We start from the raw sequence: 18986 nt of genomic DNA, 5'->3' as shown, positions 1-18986 counted from the left end.
CGCCCTGGTCCGGCTGACCAAAATCTACACGCGCACCGGGGACGTCGGCGAGACCGGCCTCGTCGACGGATCGCGAGTCTCGAAGGCCGACCCCCGGATGGCGGCGATCGGCGACGTCGACGAGGCCAACAGCGCGATCGGAATCGCGTTGCTCCACGTCGCCGACCCGGCGCAGCGGCACATGCTCGAGGCGATCCAGAACGAATTGTTCGATCTCGGCGCCGACCTTGCGACTCCCGGCGAGGATTTCAGCCCGAGCGAGATGGTGCTGCGGATCACACAAGAGCAGGTGCTTCGGCTCGAGCGCGAGATCGACGCGATGAACGAGAGCCTCGAGCCGTTGCGCAGCTTCATCCTTCCCGGCGGCGGCGCCGGCGCTGCGCATCTCCACCTTGCGCGCGCGATCGTGCGGCGCGCCGAGCGGACGGCGGTCGGCGCCTCAGCAAGCGTCGCGCTCAACCCCGTCGCGCTGACCTATCTCAACCGCCTATCCGACCATCTATTCGTGCTCGCGCGCTTCGCGGCGCTGAGCGCGGGCGGCGATGTCCTCTGGAAGCCCGGCGCGACCCGGTAAGCCAGAGCTTTGCGCAAAAAGGTGGGTACCGGCTTTTTCGCAACCAGCAATGCGGCATCAAACGGCTGATTTTCTTTGTTTTCCGTGATTTCCGAGTTGTCAGGTGATTCCACCTGACTTGAAATCACTCTACGGTGTCACCACCGCCCGCCATGTCGTGATATAGTCCATCGAGCCGCGGCATTCGCCCATCGCGATCTGCCGGACCAGGCGAAAGCGGGTCCCGTCCCAGGCATAGTCATCGCCGACGCCGCAATCGCCGAGCCCGCGGCCCTTGGCGAAGCTGGTCAGCAGCCCGTTTTTGGCATCCCAGCCCGCGTTGACCAGCATCGGCGGATCGCCGCCTTCTCCGAAGCTCGGTGAAAGATCGAAGCGCGCCAGCACGATCTCGATCGCGGCTCCCCTGCGGCGGGCGACATAGGGGATGCTGTTGTAATTATAGGCGCCGGCGCCGCAGCCGAGCAGGATCAAAATGCGGTCTGCGTCGAGCACGTCCTGCTCGCTGCCGTAGCCGGGCCAGTCTTCCTGCTCGGGGACGCAATCGGCCTGCTTGCGCAGCGCCGCGATCCGATCCTCACCGACTCGAAAGCCATGCGCGCCGGGCACCGCGGCCGATGCGATGCGGGGAAGCGCCGGCGGCGGCGGGACGGCGCTTGCGGGCCGCGGGCCGGCCCTCGCCAGCGCCGTGACGGTCCCGAGCCTTTTCTGCACCTCGTCGATGTAGAGCAAGGCGGCGCTCGCGCCGGCGAGCGAGATGCTTCCCAGCGGCTGACCGCGGCCATCTTCCACCCTGATCGTGCGCGCGTTGCGGACGGTGGCGAGCGTCTCGGCGATGCCTTTATCCTCGACCCGCCAATCCTCGTCCTCCGCGCGCAGGCGAGCGCCGAGCTTGCGTCCGTCGGCGACCAGCCGTGCCGCCTTGCCGTTGCCGCCATGCACTCGGATCGCGGGCAGCGCACCCGCCGCAGGCGCGCGCTTGATGCTCATCGTCAGCGGCGAATCCGCGATCGCGCCTTCGGGCATCAGCGAGGTCGCGTGGCAGGCGCGGCCATTGTCGCAGCCGACTATCCAGTCGCGAAATGTCTTGAGCTCGCCGGGCCGGGGCACGGCCTGTTGGGGAGAGGCGGCCGCAGCAAGAAGCGCGAGGAGCAGCATCAAGCGATGCTAGCGCGGCGGCGCCGCAGGCGATAGGGCCAGAGTTCTGGTGAGTCATTGGGGTGAGTCAGATGATCACCGGGCGAGTCAGGCACAGGGGAAGCTTATGCAGAATGTCGGCGTGATCGGTGCAGGATTGATGGGTGTGGGGATCGCCCAGGTCTCGGCGGCGGCGGGCTATCATGTCTTCCTCGCCGACATCGACGTCGCACGCGCGGAGCGCGGCAAGCTCAGCATCGCCAACGGCCTGGGGCGGCTGGTCGAGAAGCAGAAGATGGACCAGCAGCAGGCGGAGCAATTGCTCGGGCGCATCGAGCCGGTCGCGGACTTCGCGCCAATGGTCAACGCCGGCCTGGTCATCGAGGCGGCGACCGAGCGCGAGGATCTCAAGCGCGGCATCTTCGAGGCGCTCGGCAAGGTGATGGGCGTCGAGGCGGTGCTCGCGTCGAACACCTCGTCGATCCCGATCACCCGGCTCGCCCAGGCCTCGCACAATCCCGAGCGCTTCATCGGCGTCCATTTCTTCAATCCGGTGCCGCTGATGGGGCTGATCGAAGTGATCCGCGGCCTCGCGACCTCGGACGAGACGGTGAAGAAGATCGAGACCTATGCTGCGGCGCTCGGCAAGCAGGTCGTCCACGCCAACGACGCGCCGGGCTTCATCGTCAACCGCGTGCTGATGCCGCTGCTCAACGAGGCGATCTTCGCCTTGGGCGAGGGAGTCGCGAACGTCCGCGACATCGACACGGCGGTCAAGCTCGGCCTCAACCACCCGATGGGCCCGCTGACGCTCGCCGACTTCGTCGGCCTCGACACCTGCCTCGAAGTGCTGCGCGTGCTCTACAATGGCACGGGCGATCCCAAGTTCCGGCCGGCGCCGTTGCTCGTCAAATATGTCGATGCCGGCTGGTACGGGCGCAAGACCGGCAAGGGCTTCTACGATTATTCGGGCGATGAGCCGGTACCGACGCGCTAGCCGCGAGCGCGCGGGCGCTTGAGCCAGGCGTGAATCACGCTCGCGCCGTTTCCGCAGCCATTGCCCCTCACTTGCCGCTCGCCTAATGCCGGGCGGAGCTTGCTGGAGAGAACATGCTGTTTGCCGTCTTTGGTGTGATCGACCTTCTGCTGCGGGTGCTGACCTACATCATCATCGCGCAGGCGATCCTCAGCTGGTTGGTCGCGTTCAACGTGATCAACACCTACAATGATTTCGTGCGCTCGTTCCTCAACGCGCTCGACCGCATCACCGAGCCGCTCTATCGGCCGATCCGGCGGGTCCTGCCCGATTTCGGCGGCATCGATTTCTCGCCGCTGGTCGTGCTGCTGCTGATTTCCGTGCTGCGCATGCTGCTGGCGGGCCTCGCCTCCGACCTGGCGGCGGGATGAGCCGATCGATGCCGGCCGAAGCCCCTCCCGCTGAAGCGGCCGGCGCCGACATCGCCGGCGGCGATGTCATCGACGGCAAGGCGTTCGCGGAAGGCCTGCGCGCGAGAGTCGGCGCCGCCGTCCCGGCGTTCGTCGCGGCGGCAGGGCGCAAGCCCGGGCTCGCGGTGGTTCTGGTCGGCGAGGATCCGGCGAGCCAGGTCTATGTCGGCTCGAAGCGCAAGGCGACGGTCGCGGCCGGCATGGAAAGCTTTGAGCATCGCCTGCCCGACGCCACCGATTCCGCGACATTGCTCGCGCTGGTCGAGCAGCTCAACCGCGACGAAACGGTCGACGGCATCTTGGTCCAGCTGCCGCTGCCGCCGCAGATCGACGAGAAAGCGGTGCTCGCCGCGATCGATCCCGCCAAGGACGTCGACGGCTTCCACGTCGTCAACGCCGGCAAGCTCGCAATCGGCGAGCCGGCGATGGTGCCGTGCACGCCGCTCGGCTGCCTGATGCTGCTCAAGGACCGGCTCGGCTCGCTCAGCGGTCTCGAAGCGGTCGTGGTCGGCCGCTCCAACATCGTCGGCAAGCCGATGGCGCAGCTCCTGCTCGCCGAGAATTGCACGGTGACGATCGCGCACAGCCGGACGCGAGACCTGCCCGAGGTGGTGCGCCGCGCCGACATCGTCGTTGCCGCGGTGGGCCGGCCGGAGATGATCAAGGGCGACTGGATCAGCCCCGGCGCGGTGGTGATCGACGTCGGGATCAACCGCGTACCCGGCGACGAGGGCAAGACCCGCCTGGTCGGCGACGTCGATTTCGCATCGGCGCGCCGGCGGGCGCGGGCGATCACGCCGGTGCCCGGCGGGGTCGGGCCGATGACGATCGCGGTGCTGCTCCGCAACACTTTGGTGGCCGCGCACGCGCGTGCCGGGCTGAGCCCGCCGGCCGAGCTGTGACGTCGCGCGACCGCAGCCCGGGGGAGGCGGCGGAACCGCGCTGCCGCACCCGCGCCGAGACTTGCTGGCTGTGAGCGAGCTGTTCCTCTCGGCGTTCGTCACCTTCTTCGTCGTCATCGATCCGCCCGGCTGCGCGCCGATCTTCGCCGGCCTGACGAGCGGCGCCGATGCGGCCCATCGCCGCTCGATGGCGCTGCGCTCGGTCGCGATCGCCGCTGGGATCCTCCTGTTTTTCGCATTGCTCGGCGAGGACCTGCTCGAGAAGCTCGGCATCACTTTGGCGGCATTCCGCATCGCCGGCGGCATCATGCTGTTCCTGATCGCGCTGGAGATGGTCTTCGAGCGGCGAACCGCGCGGCGCGAGCACCGCGCGCAGGAAGTCAGCGCGAGCCCCGAGGCGGAGGACATATCGGTCTTCCCGATGGCGATTCCGATGATCGCCGGCCCCGGCTCGATCGCCTCCGCGATGCTGCTGATGGCGCGCAGCGACGGCCTCGCCGAATCGCTCGCCGTCATCGCCGCGCTCGGCGCCATTCTGCTGCTGACCTTGATCGCCTTGCTCGCCGCGGGCCCGCTGATGCGCCTTATCGGCCACAAGATCGAGGCGATGATCACGCGCCTGCTCGGCGTGATCCTCGCCGCGCTCGCCGCTCAGTTCGTGATCGACGGGATCGGCGTCAGCTTCAACGTCTGACCCGCCACATCCGATAGGGCGATTTGGCGGGCAGGGGGACCCGCTCGAGCCAAGGCGGCACGCGCCCGGCGGCAAGCTGGCGGTAGAAGCCCTTCGGCGCTTCCGCCACATAGACGGTCGCTTCGGAAAGGTTCGGGCAGATCAGCACATAATCGACTCCGCGCCGAAGCACCGTGGCATGCGCGTTGGCGACGCTGCCGCGGAAGGCTTTGTGCACATCGAGGATCGCCGAGCCGTTGCGATGATAGGGACCGGTGATCGCGTCGTGGTGGGTGACGGTGATCAGGCGCGGCCCGAGATCGACGAAGGTCAGGACCAGCCCCTTGGGCTGCAGCGCGATCGGGCGCAGCGCGGGCATCGTCGGGCACAGGCGATTGGCCCGGCTGACGGCCGTGAGCCCGCCGCCGTTCTGCTTCGGGATCTGCTTGAGCGCAAATTGCGCGCCGATGCCCGAGACGATCAGAAAGGCCGCGACCGTGCCGAACACGCGCACCAGCATCCTGCTGCTCGCCTGCGCGCGCGGGACCAGCAGCCAACCGAGCGCCACCGCGCCCGGCACCGCGAAGGTCTGCGCCGCCGGGCCGGTGCGGCTCTGCCACAGCAGCAAGGCGGTGGCCGTGAAGCAGAGGATCGCGAGCGCGGCCCAGGGCAACAGCCGCTCCGGCTCGCGGCGGTGCCGCCACAGCATCGCGGCATAGCCGGCGAGTCCGGCCAGAGGCAGCGAGGCCACTGCTGCGATCGTGACGTGGTCGTGCCTGTAGAGCGGCATCGCCTCGCGCACCCGATCGAGCCAATAACGTTCGAGCTCCGGCGAGGCGGCTTCGAGCCGGCCGAGGCATTGCGGCCAGGAGCCGGTGAAGCCGCCGGCGAGCAGCAGACCTGCGCCCGCGGCCGCGCCCAGCCGCGCGCGCACGGAGCCGAGCGGCATCATCGCGAGCAGAACGCACAGCGCGCCGGCGGCGACCATCGCCGAAAGCCACACCGGCGTCAGCGCATCGCAGATCGCGGCACGATTGTCGTAGGAGGCGAACGAGAGGAAGCCGAGCGCGGTGCCGCCGGCCAGGCTCGCGCCATAAGCGGCGAGCCGGCTGCGCTCGTCGCCGTCGCGCACCCACAACAGCACGGTCAGCGCACCGGCGACGAGCAGATAGAGCAGCATCTCGAGCCCGATCGTCAGCGACAGCGCGCTGGTGGCGCCGAGCAGCAGGCCGGCGCGGGCACGGTTGCGGTCGGTGAACGACAGCATGACCAGGCACAGCAGGGCGAGCTGCCAGCCGTGATGGTCGATCCGCAGCGGCGACCACATCAGCCGGCTCGAATGCGCGCACATCAACAGGATGAGCGCGAGCAGATAGGCGTAGGGCGACAGCAGCCGCCGCATCGTCACGCTGGTCGCGGCCATCGCCACCAGCAGAGGGAGCAATGGCGCCACCGCCACCGCCACCTTTTCGGCGATTATGCCGCCGAGGAACGGCCGCACCGCGAGGATGATGCCGGCGATCGGCAGGTCGACCAGCCGCGACCAGTGGATGTTGGCGCCGAACGGCGGATTGAGCCGGTGCTGCCTGAGGTCGAACCAGTCCTGGCCGTGCAGCCAGGCGCGGACCTGCATGATCCGCATATTGTCGTCGGTATCGGGGAGCGCGAACCAGTGGATGCCGTTCCAGCGCTCGGCGATCAGCCAAGTGCAGGCCAGCACCCAGCCCAGCAGCAACCAGCGCCGCCAATGGCGGTCGAAGCTGTCCGGGATCCCCGCCGCCATCTGCCCACCTTCTTTCTTCCCAAACGCGCCACCGGCCATTACTCGCTGAGGCGTAAAGGGCAAGCGAGCGGGGCCGTCGGGGCAATTGGATCAGTCGCCACCATCTGCCATGCTCGCTCAGGTCGTGCGCTACACCATCACCGGCGGCCTGGTCACCGCGCTCGGCGCCGCGATCTACTGGGTGCTTGCAGCCTTTGCCGGAATTGCGCCGCTGGCCGCCAATCTCGCCGCCTATCTGGTGATGGTGGCGACAGGCTATGTCATGCACAGCCGCTGGAGCTTCAGGGGCCATGGCGATCGCCGCGACCCGCTGACGACCTTGCGCTTCTTCCTGGTGTCGCTGGTGAGCCTCGCGCTCAACAGCCTTTTCGTCTGGCTGCTCACCGGCCTGCTCGCAGGGCCCAAATGGTGGCCGGTGTTGACGATGCTGTTCGTCACCCCGGTTATCGTGTTCGCGCTCAACCGTCAGTGGGTGTTCAGCGGCGGGCCGGACTCTCCGAACGACGGGTTTCGTCCGCGGCCCGATTGACCGCCGGGGCTCCAGCCGCCGCGCGGTAGAGGGTGCCGGTCTCACCGTGCCAGACGGGCACCAGCCCCGGCGCGCGGGGCCATTGGTCGCGGGGCAGATCGATCAGCCACAGATAATCGAAATTGCCCGGCAAGGCGGCAAGCGCGTCGTCGAGCCCGGGCATCCTGCCGCGGCAGACGGGTGGGCGGAGCAGGTGCGAGGGATCGGTGACGAACGGATCGCCCTTTGTGTAGCGGACCTGCAGCAGCTGCGCCCCGGGAAGCGCCCACATCCCGTTGGTGAACACGTCGCGGCGCACCACCGCGAGCCCATCGACGTGATCGACTCTGCGATTGGCCCATGCGCCGGTGCAGGGGCCGTCGGCCATCACCAGCACGCGGCTGCCGGGGGCGATATGGGGGACGGCGGCGAGCTGATGCTGCCAGACTCTGTCGAGCTTCGCGAAGACGACCGTCGTCACCGTCAGCCGGGCCGCGACGAAGGCGAGGCCGGCGACCGCCACGAGCGCGGCGAGCCGCTGCCGCGCGCCGGGTTTGAGGTCGAGCCCGAGCAGGCCGACCGCGATCATCACCGGCGCCATGCGCATATCGGCATAGCCCGAGCCGATCAGCACGCGCGGGATCAGCAGGAACAGGAGGAAGAGCAGGACGAACGCCAGCCGGAGCGGCAGCGCGATGCGGAAGTCGATCCCGAGCAGCCCCATCAGGCAGAGCAGGATCAGCAGCATCGCGGCGGCGAAATCCCAGGCCTGCCAATGCTCGCGCAGCAGGCTGACGAGCCACATCGCCTTGTTGCCCCAGTTGAACCAGTCGCCGGTGTCGCCCTCGACCGATCCGCTCCGCCAGACGATCATCAGCACGAACGGCAGCGCCAGGGGCAAGCAGGCGAGCGCGCCGCGCCAGGCGGCGTGCAGCCAGGAATCGCCTTTTTCGCGGTGGCGTGCGGTCTCGGCCGAGAAAGCGAGCACGCCGAGCACGCCCCAGCCGTAGATGTGGCACAGCCAGACGAGGCTCGCGAGCGGCACGAACAGCAAGGCGCGAAGCCGAAGCCGGCCGGTCCGGCCCAGCCGAAGCCAGAGCGCGAAGGCAAGGAAGCACAGGCCGCTCGCGAGCGCGAAATTGACGAAGCCGAATTGGACCGGAAAGGAATAAGCCAGCGGCAGCGCGAAGAAGGCGGTCGGCGGGATGCGGCCGTGGACCTCGCGCGCGACCGCGAGGAACCCGGCCACCGTCAGCATCGGGATCGCCAGCACGATCAGCTTGGTGCCGAGCTCGACCCCGAACAGCTTGGCTATCGGGACGATCAGCAGGTCGACGCCGAGGTTGCCGATCAGCGCCCAGTCGAAGCCGAAGTAGCGGCCGAGATGAGGCGATCGATCGATCGCGAGCTCGACGTGATAGCGCGCCATGTGGCCCGGCAGGTCGGTCAGCGGCGGGATCGCCGGCAGCAGCAATGGGACGGAAGCGGCGAGCACCAGCGCCGCAAGCAATGCGGGATGCTCCCAGAAGGCGCGGCCCCGCTGGGCGTTAGTGGCGGTCATCGGCAGATCGTCGGCATGGCGGCGATCTGACTCACTTCGGTTCGGGCAAATAGCAAGATGAAACCGCCGCGTGTCCGGCAGGATCAGGCCGCGACGGCCTCGCGGTCGCGCTCGGCGCGGCTCTTCTTCTCGGCGGCGGACTTGAGCTGACCGCAGGCGGCCATGATGTCGCGGCCGCGCGGCCGGCGGACCGGCGCGCTGATCCCGGCTTCGAAGACGATCTCCGAGAAGCGCCGCACCCGCTCCGGCGACGAACATTCATAGCCGGCGCCCGGCCAGGGATTGAACGGGATCAGATTGACCTTCGCCGGCAGTTCATATTTGCGGATCAGCCGGACGAGCTCGCGCGCATCCTCGTCGCTGTCGTTCTTGTCCTTGAGCATCACATATTCGAACGTGATGCGGCGCGCATTGTTCGCGCCCGGATAAGCGGCGCAGGCCTGCAGCAGCTCGTCGATGCCATATTTGCGGTTGAGCGGCACGATCTCGTCGCGCACCTCCTTGGTGACCGCGTGCAGCGAGACAGCGAGGTTGACGCCGATCTCCTCGCCGGCGCGCGCCATCATAGGCACCACGCCCGAGGTCGAGAGCGTGATCCGCCGGCGCGACAGGCCGAGCCCGTCGCCGTCCATCACGATCTTCAACGCGTCGCGGACATTCTCGAAATTGTAGAGCGGCTCGCCCATGCCCATCATCACGATGTTCGAGAGCATCCGGCCTTCCGGTTGCGACGGCCATTCGCCGAGCGTATCGCGCGCGAGCATCACCTGGCCGACGATCTCGCCGGCGGTGAGGTTGCGCACCAGCCGCATCGTGCCGGTGTGGCAAAAGCTGCAGTTCAACGTGCAGCCGACCTGGCTCGAGACGCACAAGGTGCCGCGGTCGGCGTCGGGGATGAAGACCATCTCGAAATCATTGCCGTCGGCGGTGCGAAGCAGCCATTTGCGCGTGCCGTCGGTCGAGACGAGATGCTCGACCACCTCCGGGCGCCCGATCGTGAAACGCTCGGCGAACCAAGGGCGCTGCGGCTTGGCGATGTCGCTCATCGCCTCGAATCCGGTCGCCCCGCGATTGTAGATCTGGTGCCAGACCTGCTTGGCGCGAAGCTTCGCCTGGCGAGCATCGAGGCCCGCTTCGGCCAATGCCTCGCGGATCGCCTCGCGCGACAGGCCGACGAGATCGATCCGGCCGTCGCCGGCGGGCATCGCGCCGCGCGGGACGGGGACGGGATCGATATGTCCGGGGATTTGCATCGCAGTCATCGCCCGTCATGTAGGGAGAAGCATCGGAAGTTGCCAGCTTTTGCGTCGCTTCGCCGGCCCGGGCCGATGATGATGAGCGGAGTTTGTTAGCGCGCGCAGCCGACCGCGGCGGCGTCGATCGCGGTGGGCGCGCCGCGCAGCTGGTAGGAATCGCGCACCAGCGCGCCGGTCGCCGAGCGCGTCTCCACCGTCATCGTGACGGCGCTGCGCATCGCCGCGACGATCAGCGCGTCGGCGGCGGGGCCGGGCGCCCAGGCGTCGCTGCCGCCGCCGACGAGCTGGAACATGCGATCGTCGATCCGCAGCAGCACCGCCGATCCGCCGCGTTTCTCGCGGCTCAGCCGGAAGTGGACCTGGGCGCGGATGTTGCGGGCAGGCCAGTAAGCCACCGACGCGAAGGCGGGGGAAGGCGCCGCGCCGGTCTGCCGCCGCGACCCGGTTTGCGGCGCGGTGATCGCGTAGCAGCCCTTGGGCTTGTCCTTCTTGAACGCGCCCCAGAAACCGAACACGCCGAGCGAGATGCTCTCGGCCGCGGCAGGCGCGCCGATCGTCAGCAGCAGGAGGAAGATGAGGGTCAACCGCATTCCCGCCGGTGATCCCCGATCGGCATCGCTTCCGCAACGAAAAACGCGGCTCGGGCGGACGGATCGGTGGCTCGGCGATGCGGTGCCGATCGCCCTTGGCCGGGCCATCTGGGGTGTCATCTGCGGGGTCGGGGGGATCGCGTTGCGGCGCGCATTATCCTCTGGCGGGAGCGCCAAGTCTCGCTATAACTCTCCGGGCCGAACGCTCGGCGTCAAGGGGTTATGAATGAAGGCGACGATCGAACGGGCTATGCTCCTCAAATCTCTCGGCCACGTCCAGTCGGTGGTCGAGCGCAGGAACACCATCCCGATCCTGTCCAACGTCCTGATCGAGGGCCGCGAAGGCAGCGGGCTGCGGCTGATGGCGACCGATCTCGACCTCCAGATCAACGAAAGCGTCGAGGCCAACGTCACCCAGAGCGGCGCGACCACCGTCTCCGCGCACACCTTGTTCGACATCGTCCGCAAGCTCCCCGAGGGAAGCCAGGTCGAGCTCTCTGCGGCGGAAGGCAAGATGCAGGTCAACGCCGGCCGCGCGCGCTTCAATCTCGCGACCTTGCCGCGCGATGATTTCCCGGTGATCGCCGAGGGCGAGCTCCCGACCGCGTTCGAGCTTCCGGCGGCGACCCTGCGGCAGATCATCGACAAGACGCGCTTCGCGATCTCGACCGAGGAGACGCGCTACTATCTCAACGGCATCTTCCTCCACGTCTCGGACGAAGCGCAGCCGGTGCTCAAGGCGGCTGCGACCGACGGCCACCGCCTCGCGCGCGTGACCGTGCCGCGGCCGTCGGGCGCCGAAGGCATGCCCGACGTGATCATCCCCCGCAAATGCGTCGCCGAGCTTCGCAAATTGCTCGAGGAGGTCGACGGCACCGTCCAGGTCTCCCTGTCCGAATCGAAGATCCGCTTCGGCCTGGGCAATGCGGTGCTGACCTCCAAGCTGATCGACGGCACCTTCCCCGACTACAGCCGGGTCATCCCGACCGCGAACGACAAGTTGCTGCGCATCGACCCGCGCGGCTTTGAGGAAGGGGTCGACCGCGTCGCGACGATCGCCAGCGAAAAGACGCGCGCGGTCAAGATGGCGCTCGAACGCGACAAGGTCACCTTGTCGGTCACAAGCCCCGAGAACGGCACCGCCGCCGAGGAAGTCTCCGGCGAATATAGTTCGGACGGCTTCGAGATTGGCTTCAACGCGCGCTACCTGCTCGACATCCTCGGCCAGATCGAGGGCGACACGGTCGAGGTCCATCTCGCCGACGCTGCCGCGCCGACCCTGCTGCGCGAGAACGACAAGGCCGCGGCGCTCTACGTCCTGATGCCGATGCGGGTCTGATCCCGGCCGCGGCGGTTCACTCGGCAGCGGGCGCCGCTTCGGCCTGAGGCTCCGTCGTTCCGACCTTCAAGCTGGCGACGATCTCCGCGACGCTCTGCGGCTTGGCGGGAAGCGCCACCATCTCTTGCGTCACTTCCGCCGGCTCGAACGAGACCAGGATGAAGCGGCCGCCAAGATCGAGCGGCGCACCTTTGGCGAAGACCGCGCGCGTGTCCGCGACCATCTCCGCGGCGGCGTCCCCAATCAGCGCCCCGATCGGGACGATCGTCGCGATCATGAACTGTTCCATCGCCCGGCCGACCGGCTGCAGCGCCGGCTCGCTGCTCATCACGAAGTCGGCGCTCTCCTTGGGCTTGTCCTTGTCGATGCCATAGACGGCATAGACCCGGCCTTCGTGCCCCGCGACCCGACGCTTGCCTTTCGCCTCGATGCGCAGGCTGGCCGGCGGGCCGGTGCCCACTGCCTCGAACATCGCCTTGAAGATCGGCGGCACGACCTGGTCGATCGCCGCCGCCATATCCTCGATGCGCGCGACCATCACCCGGCCATCCTCGCGGCCGACGATGTAGAATTGGCCGTCGCGCCAGATGCCATATTGGTCCGGGTCGCCGGTCCGCACGCGCGCGAAGCCATTGTCGGCGACCTCGACCGTCAGGGTTTTGCCGTCCGGCTCGGCATAGACGGCGCGCTGGCCCGCGAGGGCGGGCGAAGCTGTGAGCGACAGCAAAAGGAAAAGGATCAGGCGCATCATACCCCCTGAGTCCTGCCTCTACACCTTATTCGCGGGTTCGTCTTGCCGGTGCCGAGTGATCCCCGAGAGCAGCGTCCCGCCTATATCTCGCCTGGAGCGGCAGCCGGCTCCTCGACCGCGTCCAGCGGTTGCAGCGGTTCCCCCGCCTTCAGCGTGGCGATGATCTCCGCCATCGTCTCGGGATCGGCCGGCAGCGCCATGGCACTCGCCGGGACTTCGATCGTCTCGACCGACACGAGGACGAGTTGTCCGCCGAGGTCGAGCGGCGCGCCGGTGGCGAAGACCGCGCGGGTGCCGGCGGCCATTTCGGCGTCGTGCGCGAGGGCCATGTCGGCGAGCAGGAACTGTTCCATCGCGCGCCCGAGCGGCTGCAGCGCCGGCGCTCGGGTGGTCACGAACTCGATCCCGATCTCGGGCGCCATCTTCATGCCGAACATCGCGAACACCTGGCCATCGAAGCCGGCGACCTTGCGCTGTCCCTTGGCCGCGAGCCGCATGCCTGCCTTTGCGGGGTCGGCCTGCTTGCCCGGGTTCGCGCCACGCTCCGCCGCGACCTGGTCGACAGCGGCGACCAGATCGGTGATCCGCATCACCGTCAAAGGACCCTCTTCGCGGTTGACGAGATACAGATGGCCGTCGCGCCAGAGGCAGTAATTCGCCTCGCCTTCGGCCACGAACCGGGCAAAGCCGTTGTCGGCGACGTCGATGATCAACTTCTTGCCGCCCGGATCGGCATAGACGGCATGCTGGCCTGCGAACGCAGGCGCCGAGCAAAGCGCCAGCAACAGAAAAAGCAACCGGCGCATGAGTCCCTCCTGTTGCGGGCACGTCATCTCGTTCGGGCGTCGCCTCTTTGGCGCACCCGCCGGCCGCCTGCAACGTCCATTGCTGCTTGTGAAAAGCCGGTACCCGCCTTTTCGCTTTATGCTGGAATTGGAACCGCATTGCTGCTTGCGAAAAGCCGGTACCCACCTTTTCCCGCAATGCTCTAAGAAGAAGCGTGTTCCTGCAGCGGCTCTCCCTGACCAATTTTCGCAATCATGCCGATGCGCTGCTTCGCCTGGGGCCGGGCTTCGTTGTGCTGACCGGGGAGAATGGCGCCGGCAAGACCAATGTGCTCGAGGCAATATCCTTGCTGTCGCCCGGGCGCGGCCTGCGCGGGGCGGCGCTTTCCGCGATGGCCCGCAACGACGGCCCCGGCGGCTTCGCGGTGGCGGCGCGGCTCGATGCCGCCGACGGTGGCGACGGTGCCGACGGTGTGGCCGCCGGGAGGGGCATAGACATCGGCACCGGCACCAGCGCCGCTGCGCCCGAGCGCAGGCAGGTGCGGATCAACGGAAGCACCGCGTCGGCGACGTCGCTTGGCGAATGGCTGTCGATCCTGTGGCTGACGCCGGCGATGGACCGGCTGTTCAGCGAGGCAGCGAGCGGCCGGCGGCGCTTCCTCGACCGGCTCGTGCTGGCGCTCGACCCGGGCCATGCCACCCATTCGGCGCGCTACGAGGCGGCAATGCGCGCGCGCAACAAATTGCTCGCCGATCCCGGCGGGTCGGGCGGCTCGGGCGGCGCCGACCCGAGCTGGCTTGCGGCGCTCGAAGCGGCGATGGCCGAGCACGGGGCACGTATCGCCGCGGCGCGCGAGCATACCCTCGCCGCGCTCGCCGCGCGGCTCGACGCGCAGCCCGAGGGGCCGTTCGCCCGGGCGGCGGTGAAGCTCGAACGCTGGCGCCCGGCGGCCGATGACGTGGAAGGCGCGCTGCGGGCGGCGCTGCGCGCCAATCGCGGCGGCGACGCCGGCGCGGGGCGCGCGCTGATCGGGCCGCACCGCAGCGACCTGCGCGTCACCCATGTCGGCAAGGGCCAGCCCGCCGAGCATTGCTCGACCGGCGAGCAGAAGGCGCTGCTGCTGGCGATCGTGCTCGCGCACGCCGATCTCGTCGCCGAACGGACTGGCCGGCCGCCGATCCTGCTGCTCGACGAGGTCGCGGCGCACCTCGATCCGCGCCGCCGGGCGGCCTTGTTCGAGCGGCTCGAAGGATTGCGCGGGCAGGTCTGGCTGACGGGCACCGAGCGCGCCTTGTTCGACGGCATCGCCGGCGCGACATGGCTCGACTTGGGCGGCGGGGCGCTCGACCCCGGCCGCGCCGAGTCGTGAGCGGCCGGAACGGCTTATTTCCTTGGGTTTTCGGCCGCCGCTCGCTATATAATCAGCATGGCAACTTCCCCCAGCGAAAACACTTATGATGCGGAATCGATCAAGGTTCTCAAAGGCCTCGACGCGGTCCGCAAACGCCCCGGAATGTATATCGGCGACACCGACGATGGCTCGGGCCTGCACCATATGGTGTTCGAGGTCTCGGACAATGCGATCGACGAGGCGCTCGCCGGTCATTGCGACCTGATTTCGATCATTCTCAACGCCGACGGATCGGTGTCGGTCGAGGACAATGGCCGCGGCATTCCGACCGGCATCCACCAAGGCGAAGGGGTCTCGGCGGCCGAGGTCATCATGACCCAGCTCCACGCCGGCGGCAAATTCGAAAACACCTCCGACGACAATGCCTACAAGGTATCCGGCGGCCTCCACGGCGTCGGCGTCTCGGTGGTGAACGCGCTTTCGGAATGGCTCGAGCTCACCATCTGGCGCGACGGCGAGGAGCATTGGATGCGCTTCCGCAACGGCGACGCCGAGGCGCCGCTCGTGCTGAGGGGCCCGGCGCCCGAAGGCAGGAAAGGCACGCGCGTGACCTTCCTGCCTTCGCCGAACACGTTCAAGATCGTCGATTTCGATTTCGAGAAGCTCGAGCATCGCTACCGCGAGCTCGCCTTCCTCAATTCGGGCGTACGGCTGGTGCTGGTCGACGCGCGGCACGAGGATGAGAAAAGGGTCGAATTGTTCTACGAGGGCGGCATTGCCGCGTTCGTCAAATATCTCGATCGCACCAAGACGCCGCTCGTCCCGGATCCGATATCGGTCACCGGCCAGCGCGACGATATCGGCATCGACGTCGCGATGGAGTGGAACGACAGCTATTACGAGCAGGTGCTCTGCTTCACCAACAACATCCCGCAGCGCGACGGCGGCACCCACCTCGCCGCGTTCCGCGCCGCGCTGACGCGCACGCTCAACAATTATGCCGAGAAATCCGGCGCTCTGAAGCGCGAAAAGGTCAGCCTCACTGGCGACGACATGCGCGAGGGGCTGACCGCGATCGTCTCAGTCAAGCTGCCCGATCCCAAGTTCGGCTCGCAGACCAAGGACAAATTGGTCTCGTCCGAAGTCCGCCAGCCGCTCGAAAGCCTGATCGCCGACAAGCTCGTCGAATGGCTCGAGGAGAATCCCGCCCATGCCCGCGCGATCATCCAGAAGGTGATCGACGCGGCCGCCGCCCGCGAAGCGGCGCGCAAGGCGCGCGAGCTCACCCGGCGCAAGGGCGCGATGGACATCGCGTCGCTGCCCGGCAAGCTCGCCGATTGCCAGGAGCGCGATCCGGCCAAATGCGAATTGTTTCTGGTCGAGGGCGATTCCGCCGGCGGCTCGGCCAAGCAGGGCCGGGATCGCAACACCCAGGCGATCCTGCCGCTCAAGGGCAAGATCCTCAACGTCGAGCGCGCGCGCTTCGACCGGATGCTGTCCTCGAAGGAGGTCGGCACCTTGATCCAGGCGATGGGCACAGGCATCGGCCGCGACGATTTCAACATCGAGAAACTGCGCTACCACAAGATCGTGATCATGACCGACGCCGACGTCGACGGCGCGCATATCCGCACCTTGCTGCTGACCTTCTTCTATCGGCAGATGCCCGAGATCATCGCGCGCGGGCATCTCTACATCGCCCAGCCGCCGCTCTACAAAGTCAGCAAGGGCCGGTCCGAGGTCTATCTCAAGGACGATGCCAAACTCGACGATTATCTGGTCGATGCCGGCATCGGCGCGATGGTGCTGGAGAGCGCCGAAGGCCCGCGCTCGGGCGAGGACCTGCGCGCGCTCGCCGAGCACGCCCGCCGCATGCGCATCCTGATGCGCTATGTGCCGCGCCGCTACGATCCCGCGATCATCGAAGGGCTCGCGCTGACCGGTGCGCTGCGCCCCGACCTGCACGGCGCGGCGAAGAACGAAGCCGCGGTGCGCACGGCCGAATGGCTGCAGGCGGCCGACGAGGACTCGACCTGGACGGCCGAGGCGAGCGAGGACGGTAATTACGTGCTTCGCCGGCTGTGGCGCGGGGTCACCGACCATCATGTCGTCGACCACAAGTTCCTGGCCAGCGCCGAAGCGCGCAAGCTCCACCAGCTGACCGCCGAGCAGGTCGCGACCTATGCGACCGCGTCGCGGCTGGTTTCGCTCAAGGCGGCGGCGGCCGACGAGCGCGCCGAACCGGAGGAAACGCCGGAGGCGCATGTGCCGGGCGCCGAGCTCGACGAAATCCCCAGCCCCGATCGGGCGCCCGACTCGCGCGGCGTGCTGGTGCGCCGGCCGAGCGAATTGCTCGACGGCATCCTCGCCGCGGGACGCAAGGGCCTTTCGATCCAGCGCTACAAGGGGCTGGGCGAGATGAACGCCGAGCAGCTCTGGGAGACGACGCTCGACAAGGACAATCGCTCCTTACTCCAGGTCCAGGTCGAGCAGGCCGACGTCGCCGACGAGATCTTCACCCGCCTGATGGGCGACGTCGTCGAGCCGCGCCGCGAATTCATCCAGGAGAATGCGCTCAGCGTCGCCAATCTCGACGTTTGAGGGCCGTCGCACGCTCGGCGGCTGAGGCGCGGTCTTGGAGGGCAGGGGGCTGGATCGGCGTCAGCGCCGGACTGATCTATTTAATGGCAGCCCTTGCGCGCGCCCGACAGGGTGCGGCGTGCCCCATTATTATCTGCACCTCTATAACGACATGATCGTTGCCGATGAGGAAGGCTTGGACTTTCCCGACCTGGCGGCGGCGCGCGCTGGCGCGATCGAGAACATCCGCGGGCTGATCTGCGAGACGGTGAGCAAGGGATGCATCAATTTCAGCCACCGCATCGATATCGCGGATGCCAGCGGCGAAGTGCTCACGTCGGTGAGTTTCGGCGAGGCGGTGAGGGTCGACGGCTAAGCTTGGCGCCGAGGCGCCGCCGCCAACCCGTTCGGCAAATCGTAGGACGATGCGCCCCCCGCCGTCGAACTGGACGCGCAAGACTTCCCCTCCCGCTTGCGGGACCGCTGCAAAAGGTGCGGAAGCACCCAAAAACCGTTCGGCCTGAGCGTGTCGAAGGCCTTTCCTCTCTGAGCAAGAAAGGAAAGCGGTTCGACAAGCTCACCGCGAACGGAGTTTTGCAGATGCATGGGGTGGGTCGAGCGTAGCGAGCCAGTCGACCAGTGCGCGCTAATTGAGACTTAGCCCACCCCCTGCCCCTCCCGTAAACGGGAGGGGGGTTATCACCGCATCAGAGGGGAGTGCAGGGTCACGCGTTCTGCAGCTCGTCGAGCGGGCGGGCTTCGACGCCTTCGTGGAGTCCGGACGGATTTTCGAGATCGAAGTGGGCAAGCTCGTCGCCGAGCGGAACGCCGACCGCGAACGAGGCCGAGGTGTGCTGCTCGCTGCCGTCATCGAGGCGGTAACGGGCTTCGGCGACGACCACCGGCAGCACCGAATCCTGCTCGATGCCGGCGGTCGGAAGCGCGACCTGGGTCTCGAAGCTCCTGCGATCGCCCGCGCCGATCAGATCGGCCTCGGCATCGGGCTCGATCAGCATGGATTCCATCTCCGATCGCGGCGAACCGGCCGGGAACATCCAGGTCGAGATGCGCACGTCGCGCGCGGCGCCCGAACCCTGGTTGTCGATCGTCAGCTCGAACTCGACGACCGCGTCGTCCTCGGTGACGCCGGCGCGCACCGGGCGCATCTGCAGTTCGAGCGACGCACGCTCGGTGCCCGCGGCGGCCGCCGCGGCGGTTGCGGCCGCTGCCGGCGCGGCCTCATAGGCAAGCGGCGCGATCGCCGGCGCGCCCGTCGCCAACATAGTGGCGTCGTCATAATGCTCGCGCGGGCCGTGGGCGTAATCGTCGTGCGACATGCGGCGGCGGCGGAACAGCAATATCGCGGCAACCGCGGCCAGCGCTGCACCGAACAGCCACAGCCACGCGAGGCCGGCCGGACGATCCGGCTGCGCCGGCTCGGTGGCCGGCGGGGTCGGCTCGGCCGCGACCGGAGGGGGAGCGGGCAGTTCGGCCATCGGCGCCGTGGCTGGGGCCTCGGTCATTGGCGCGGGTGTGAAGGCCGGCGCCGGCGCCGCCTCGACGATCGGCTCGGCGGCAGGGGTCGGCGCGGTCGCTCGCGGCCGCGAAGTGGCGCGCGGCGCGACCCGCGCGGCGCGGGGCCGTGCCGGTTCGCTCGCAGCCGGTGTCTCCTCCGGCGGCGGGCCTTTGTAGATGATCGGCTCCATCGTCGGTACCGGTGCCGGCTGGACGGCGACGGGAGCGGGCGCGGTG

17 protein-coding genes and 1 pseudogene are annotated in these 18986 nt (G+C 68.1%); 10 read left to right on the top strand and 8 right to left on the bottom strand.

Going from position 1 to position 18986, the window contains the following annotated elements:
• Positions 1-4 precede the first annotated feature (4 nt).
• Positions 5-574, top strand: coding sequence for a cob(I)yrinic acid a,c-diamide adenosyltransferase (locus tag V6M48_RS07135; RefSeq protein ID WP_332811857.1), 570 nt, complete (start codon positions 5-7; stop codon positions 572-574).
• Positions 575-703: 129 nt separating this feature from the next.
• On the opposite strand, the gene V6M48_RS07130 is transcribed toward V6M48_RS07135, so the two are convergent.
• The gene (locus V6M48_RS07130; protein WP_332811840.1) at positions 704-1729 is read right to left on the bottom strand and encodes a DUF1176 domain-containing protein; all 1026 of its coding nucleotides are present in this window, start codon (positions 1727-1729) and stop codon (positions 704-706) included.
• Between the two features lie 106 nt (positions 1730-1835).
• On the opposite strand from V6M48_RS07130, the gene V6M48_RS07125 reads away from it, so the two are divergent.
• From V6M48_RS07125 to V6M48_RS07110, 4 genes are all read left to right on the top strand, one after another.
• Positions 1836-2705 (top strand): 3-hydroxyacyl-CoA dehydrogenase NAD-binding domain-containing protein, encoded by an 870-nt coding sequence (locus tag V6M48_RS07125; protein WP_332811839.1) that lies wholly within the window; start codon positions 1836-1838, stop codon positions 2703-2705.
• A gap of 113 nt (positions 2706-2818) precedes the next feature.
• The gene (locus V6M48_RS07120; RefSeq protein ID WP_332811838.1) at positions 2819-3115 is read left to right on the top strand and encodes a YggT family protein; all 297 of its coding nucleotides are present in this window, start codon (positions 2819-2821) and stop codon (positions 3113-3115) included.
• 8 nt (positions 3116-3123) lie between these two features.
• On the top strand, positions 3124-4056 hold the full coding sequence (gene folD, locus V6M48_RS07115; protein WP_332811856.1) for a bifunctional methylenetetrahydrofolate dehydrogenase/methenyltetrahydrofolate cyclohydrolase FolD: 933 nt from the start codon (positions 3124-3126) through the stop codon (positions 4054-4056).
• A gap of 70 nt (positions 4057-4126) precedes the next feature.
• A complete protein-coding gene (locus V6M48_RS07110; protein ID WP_332811837.1) occupies positions 4127-4750 on the top strand; it encodes a MarC family protein in 624 nt (207 codons plus the stop codon).
• Here the strand turns inward: V6M48_RS07110 and V6M48_RS07105 are convergent.
• Positions 4740-6512: an AcrB/AcrD/AcrF family protein gene (locus V6M48_RS07105; RefSeq protein ID WP_332811836.1), complete on the bottom strand. Its 1773-nt coding sequence runs from the start codon at positions 6510-6512 to the stop codon at positions 4740-4742. The genes V6M48_RS07110 and V6M48_RS07105 overlap by 11 nt on opposite strands.
• Before the next feature lie 109 nt (positions 6513-6621).
• Here V6M48_RS07105 and V6M48_RS07100 point away from each other — a divergent pair, with 109 nt between their 5' ends.
• Complete coding sequence (locus V6M48_RS07100; RefSeq protein WP_332811835.1) at positions 6622-7041, top strand: GtrA family protein; 420 nt, start codon at positions 6622-6624, stop codon at positions 7039-7041.
• Here V6M48_RS07100 and V6M48_RS07095 read toward each other — a convergent pair.
• The 3 genes from V6M48_RS07095 to V6M48_RS07085 all read right to left on the bottom strand — a co-directional run bounded on the left by V6M48_RS07095 (position 6989) and on the right by V6M48_RS07085 (position 10427).
• Positions 6989-8581: a hypothetical protein gene (locus tag V6M48_RS07095; RefSeq protein ID WP_332811834.1), complete on the bottom strand. Its 1593-nt coding sequence runs from the start codon at positions 8579-8581 to the stop codon at positions 6989-6991. The genes V6M48_RS07100 and V6M48_RS07095 overlap by 53 nt on opposite strands.
• Positions 8582-8664: 83 nt before the next feature.
• Positions 8665-9834, bottom strand: a complete 1170-nt coding sequence (gene rlmN / locus V6M48_RS07090) for a 23S rRNA (adenine(2503)-C(2))-methyltransferase RlmN (RefSeq protein WP_332811855.1) — start codon at positions 9832-9834, stop codon at positions 8665-8667.
• Between the two features lie 95 nt (positions 9835-9929).
• Positions 9930-10427 carry a hypothetical protein gene (locus tag V6M48_RS07085; RefSeq protein ID WP_332811833.1) on the bottom strand — a complete coding sequence of 166 codons (498 nt, stop codon included), beginning with the start codon at positions 10425-10427 and terminating at the stop codon, positions 9930-9932.
• 226 nt (positions 10428-10653) lie between these two features.
• Between V6M48_RS07085 and dnaN the strand changes: the two genes are divergently transcribed.
• Positions 10654-11766 carry a DNA polymerase III subunit beta gene (gene dnaN / locus V6M48_RS07080; protein WP_332811832.1) on the top strand — a complete coding sequence of 371 codons (1113 nt, stop codon included), beginning with the start codon at positions 10654-10656 and terminating at the stop codon, positions 11764-11766.
• 16 nt (positions 11767-11782) lie between these two features.
• Here the strand turns inward: dnaN and V6M48_RS07075 are convergent, their stop codons facing one another.
• The gene (locus tag V6M48_RS07075) at positions 11783-12514 is read right to left on the bottom strand and encodes a hypothetical protein (RefSeq protein ID WP_332811831.1); all 732 of its coding nucleotides are present in this window, start codon (positions 12512-12514) and stop codon (positions 11783-11785) included.
• Between the two features lie 83 nt (positions 12515-12597).
• Positions 12598-13323: a hypothetical protein gene (locus V6M48_RS07070; RefSeq protein ID WP_332811830.1), complete on the bottom strand. Its 726-nt coding sequence runs from the start codon at positions 13321-13323 to the stop codon at positions 12598-12600.
• 194 nt (positions 13324-13517) lie between these two features.
• Here V6M48_RS07070 and recF point away from each other — a divergent pair, with 194 nt between their 5' ends.
• The 3 genes from recF to V6M48_RS07055 all read left to right on the top strand — a co-directional run bounded on the left by recF (position 13518) and on the right by V6M48_RS07055 (position 17610).
• Positions 13518-14672 (top strand): DNA replication/repair protein RecF, encoded by a 1155-nt coding sequence (recF, locus tag V6M48_RS07065; protein WP_332811829.1) that lies wholly within the window; start codon positions 13518-13520, stop codon positions 14670-14672.
• Between the two features lie 57 nt (positions 14673-14729).
• Positions 14730-17255, top strand: a complete 2526-nt coding sequence (gyrB, locus tag V6M48_RS07060) for a DNA topoisomerase (ATP-hydrolyzing) subunit B (protein WP_332811828.1) — start codon at positions 14730-14732, stop codon at positions 17253-17255.
• Between the two features lie 118 nt (positions 17256-17373).
• On the top strand, positions 17374-17610 hold the full coding sequence (locus V6M48_RS07055; protein ID WP_332811827.1) for a DUF6894 family protein: 237 nt from the start codon (positions 17374-17376) through the stop codon (positions 17608-17610).
• A gap of 349 nt (positions 17611-17959) precedes the next feature.
• Here V6M48_RS07055 and V6M48_RS07050 read toward each other — a convergent pair.
• Positions 17960-18986 (bottom strand): annotated as a pseudogene (locus tag V6M48_RS07050) (hypothetical protein); the annotation flags it as partial.

Origin of the sequence: Sphingomonas sp. (assembly GCF_036677245.1) — a bacterium.
Lineage (GTDB): Bacteria > Pseudomonadota > Alphaproteobacteria > Sphingomonadales > Sphingomonadaceae > Allosphingosinicella.
Note: the sequence above shows the minus strand (reverse complement) of the source record. Positions and strands in the feature narration are given on the sequence as shown.

What these genes read in the sequence shown, in the direction of transcription:
- V6M48_RS07070 (WP_332811830.1), bottom strand. Translation starts at nt 13,323, where the DNA reads ATGCGCCGGTTGCTTTTTCTGTTGCTGGCGCTTTGCTCGGCGCCTGCG.
- V6M48_RS07105 (WP_332811836.1), bottom strand. Translation starts at nt 6,512, where the DNA reads ATGGCGGCGGGGATCCCGGACAGCTTCGACCGCCATTGGCGGCGCTGG.
- V6M48_RS07130 (WP_332811840.1), bottom strand. Translation starts at nt 1,729, where the DNA reads ATGCTGCTCCTCGCGCTTCTTGCTGCGGCCGCCTCTCCCCAACAGGCC.
- V6M48_RS07125 (WP_332811839.1), top strand. Translation starts at nt 1,836, where the DNA reads ATGCAGAATGTCGGCGTGATCGGTGCAGGATTGATGGGTGTGGGGATC.
- V6M48_RS07120 (WP_332811838.1), top strand. Translation starts at nt 2,819, where the DNA reads ATGCTGTTTGCCGTCTTTGGTGTGATCGACCTTCTGCTGCGGGTGCTG.
- V6M48_RS07095 (WP_332811834.1), bottom strand. Translation starts at nt 8,581, where the DNA reads ATGACCGCCACTAACGCCCAGCGGGGCCGCGCCTTCTGGGAGCATCCC.
- rlmN (WP_332811855.1), bottom strand. Translation starts at nt 9,834, where the DNA reads ATGCAAATCCCCGGACATATCGATCCCGTCCCCGTCCCGCGCGGCGCG.
- gyrB (WP_332811828.1), top strand. Translation starts at nt 14,730, where the DNA reads ATGGCAACTTCCCCCAGCGAAAACACTTATGATGCGGAATCGATCAAG.
- V6M48_RS07100 (WP_332811835.1), top strand. Translation starts at nt 6,622, where the DNA reads ATGCTCGCTCAGGTCGTGCGCTACACCATCACCGGCGGCCTGGTCACC.
- V6M48_RS07075 (WP_332811831.1), bottom strand. Translation starts at nt 12,514, where the DNA reads ATGCGCCTGATCCTTTTCCTTTTGCTGTCGCTCACAGCTTCGCCCGCC.
- V6M48_RS07085 (WP_332811833.1), bottom strand. Translation starts at nt 10,427, where the DNA reads ATGCGGTTGACCCTCATCTTCCTCCTGCTGCTGACGATCGGCGCGCCT.
- folD (WP_332811856.1), top strand. Translation starts at nt 3,124, where the DNA reads ATGCCGGCCGAAGCCCCTCCCGCTGAAGCGGCCGGCGCCGACATCGCC.
- dnaN (WP_332811832.1), top strand. Translation starts at nt 10,654, where the DNA reads ATGAAGGCGACGATCGAACGGGCTATGCTCCTCAAATCTCTCGGCCAC.